Below are 2,223 nucleotides of genomic sequence, written 5' to 3'. Positions count from 1 at the left end.
GCCCAGGTGACGGCCAGCCGTCCGCTCGCGCAGGCCGCCACCAGGGCGGCGACGGCCGGAGCGCCCGGGAGCGCCGCGAGCGCCGCCACCTGCACGAGCAGCGCGACGACGAGCGTGACGACGCCGAAGGGGCCGATGTCCGACCGTTTCATGACGTCGAGGGCCTGGCCGGGCGGCCTGCCGCTGCCGAGGCCGTCGGCCAGGTCGGCCAGCCCGTCCAGGTGGAGTGCCCGGGTGAGCCAGGCGAGCGCGCCCACGGCGAGCACGGCGGCCAGCAGGCGCGAGCCGGACAGCGCGCCGGCGGCCAGCAGGACGGCGGCGGCCGCAAGCCCGAGCACGACCCCGACCGCCGGCGCCGCCGCCATGCCCCGGCCCGCCACCTCCCGGTCGACGGCCTTGGCCCTGACCGGGAGGACGGTGAACGTCCCGAAGGCGAACCACCACGCCGCGCCGGGCGATGGCTCGCCGGATGTCCCTGACGCTGTCCCTGACACGATGCGCGATCGTAGCCGCCCCCGTGCCGCGCTCCCGCCGTGCCACCCGCGACCAGGGGCCGGGCGCGGGGTGGGGGTCCGTAGGCCGGTCGCACGCGGATGGCTGCGTCCGGGGCGCTTCGGCCCGATCGGACGCGGTGGGGTGCCCGGGTCAGATCGGGAGGGGCAGGACGCGGCCGGCGACGACGAGGGCCACGTCCTCGGACTCGCGCGCGAGGCGCTGGTTGAGGCGGCCGAGGGCGTCGCGGAACAGGCGTCCGGCGGGGGTCGCCGGGATCACTCCGAGCCCGACCTCGTCGCTGACCGCCACCACCGTCGCGGCGCGCGTCCCCCGCCACGCCGCCACCAGTTCGTCGCACCGCTCGGCGACGGCGGCTCCCGCACCCCCGTCGGCATCCGTCCCGCCGTCTCCGCCGGGCCAGGCGCCGCACTCGTCGAAGACGGCGGCCAGCCAGGTCCCGAGGCCGTCGATCAGCAGGGATCCCGGCGGCGGGGCGGCGAGGAGCGCGGCGAGGCCGGTCGTCTCGACGGTACGCCAGTGGGCCGGGCGGCGGTGCCGGTGCGCCCGCACCCGGGCGCTCCAGGAGGGATCGCCCTCGCTCGCAGGGCCGGTGGCCACGTAGGTCACGGCGGCGTCCGCCGCCAGGCGGAGCTCGGCCTCCTCCGACTTGCCCGAACGCGAACCGCCCAGCAGCAGGGTGCGCCGCGGCCGGTACGCCTCGGGGACGGCGTGGGGCACCCGGATCACCGTGCCGTCCGCGGCGGCGCCGACCCCCCAGAACGCCAGCCTGCGGTTCAGCTCGTTCTCCCCGGGAACGCGATGGTCGAGGCCCACCGCGATCACCGCGGTCGCGGAGGTCACCCGTCCCCGGTGCCGCAGGTCGCCCAGGTGCCCGGGCCGGTCCAGGAGATCGGCGAGCACCAGGTCGAAGGGTGCGCCCGTCGCCTCTCCTGGGATGCCGCGCGGCCCCGTCGCGCCTCCCGGGGTTTCCCGGAGTCCCGGCGCCGTGAACAGGACGCGCTCGCCGTCCGGGCCGGTGATCTCCAGGCCGTCCGGACCGAGGTGGAACCGGTGCCCGGGAAGCGCCGGCAGGGCGCGCGCGTCCCAGGGCGGGGGCGGGAGCCGTACGCGGCCGTCGAGCAGGATCGACGCGGGGCGGCGATGGCCGGCGGCCAGGCGGCCGCAGGACGCGCAGCCGCAGCCGGGGACGGGCCAGCCCTCCGGGCCTCCGGTCCCTTCGAGCATGAGCTCCACGCCGTCCCCTCCGTCCGTTCCGCTCCGGTTCCGCTCGGGAAAGACCGAGGGTAGCCGCCGGGGGAACGGGCAGGCATGATCGCGCCGGGCGGGGGAGGAGATAGGGTCCGCACAACGGCTGCCCCGGACGGCCGGTCGTGGTCGACTGGAACCACGGGGACGTGGTCAGAAGGAGCGTGTGGCGATGATCTGGCGGTGGCGCTACGAGGACGCGAACGGCGGCGAGGTGACCGACCGGCCCCTGCCGCGGGAGATCTTCTCGAGCCAGGGCGACGCCGAGTCGTGGCTGGGCGAGACCTGGCGTGACCTGCTCGAGGCCGGTGTCGAGCAGGTCACGCTTCTGGAGGACGAGCGCGTCGAGTACTCGGGGATGTCGCTGCGGCCGGAATGACCCGCACGACCCGGGGCCCGCGAAGATCCGCCGGCCCGAGCCTCCGGCGACCGGGCGCCCGGCCGGGCCGAGCGCACCGACGG

General features: G+C 77.3%; 3 protein-coding genes. 1 reads left to right on the top strand and 2 read right to left on the bottom strand.

Translation table 11 applies throughout. The features are described from left to right. The coding region (locus MPTA5024_RS43325; RefSeq protein WP_232326334.1) for an adenosylcobinamide-GDP ribazoletransferase at positions 1–494 on the bottom strand (494 nt) is incomplete at its 3' end. Positions 495–645: 151 nt separating this feature from the next. Next, positions 646–1,740 (bottom strand): bifunctional adenosylcobinamide kinase/adenosylcobinamide-phosphate guanylyltransferase, encoded by a 1,095-nt coding sequence (locus MPTA5024_RS09720; protein ID WP_198167111.1) that lies wholly within the window; start codon positions 1,738–1,740, stop codon positions 646–648. A gap of 193 nt (positions 1,741–1,933) precedes the next feature. Between MPTA5024_RS09720 and MPTA5024_RS09715 the strand changes: the two genes are divergently transcribed. After that, complete coding sequence (locus MPTA5024_RS09715; protein ID WP_036323825.1) at positions 1,934–2,140, top strand: hypothetical protein; 207 nt, start codon at positions 1,934–1,936, stop codon at positions 2,138–2,140. Positions 2,141–2,223 lie beyond the last annotated feature (83 nt).

Origin of the sequence: Microbispora sp. ATCC PTA-5024 (assembly GCF_000511135.2) — a bacterium.
In the GTDB taxonomy this organism is placed as follows: domain Bacteria; phylum Actinomycetota; class Actinomycetes; order Streptosporangiales; family Streptosporangiaceae; genus Microbispora; species Microbispora corallina.
Note: the sequence above shows the minus strand (reverse complement) of the source record. Positions and strands in the feature narration are given on the sequence as shown.

Coding starts and splice junctions, on each gene's coding strand:
- MPTA5024_RS09715 (WP_036323825.1), top strand. CDS start 1,934: ATGATCTGGCGGTGGCGCTACGAGGACGCGAACGGCGGCGAGGTGACC.
- MPTA5024_RS09720 (WP_198167111.1), bottom strand. CDS start 1,740: ATGCTCGAAGGGACCGGAGGCCCGGAGGGCTGGCCCGTCCCCGGCTGC.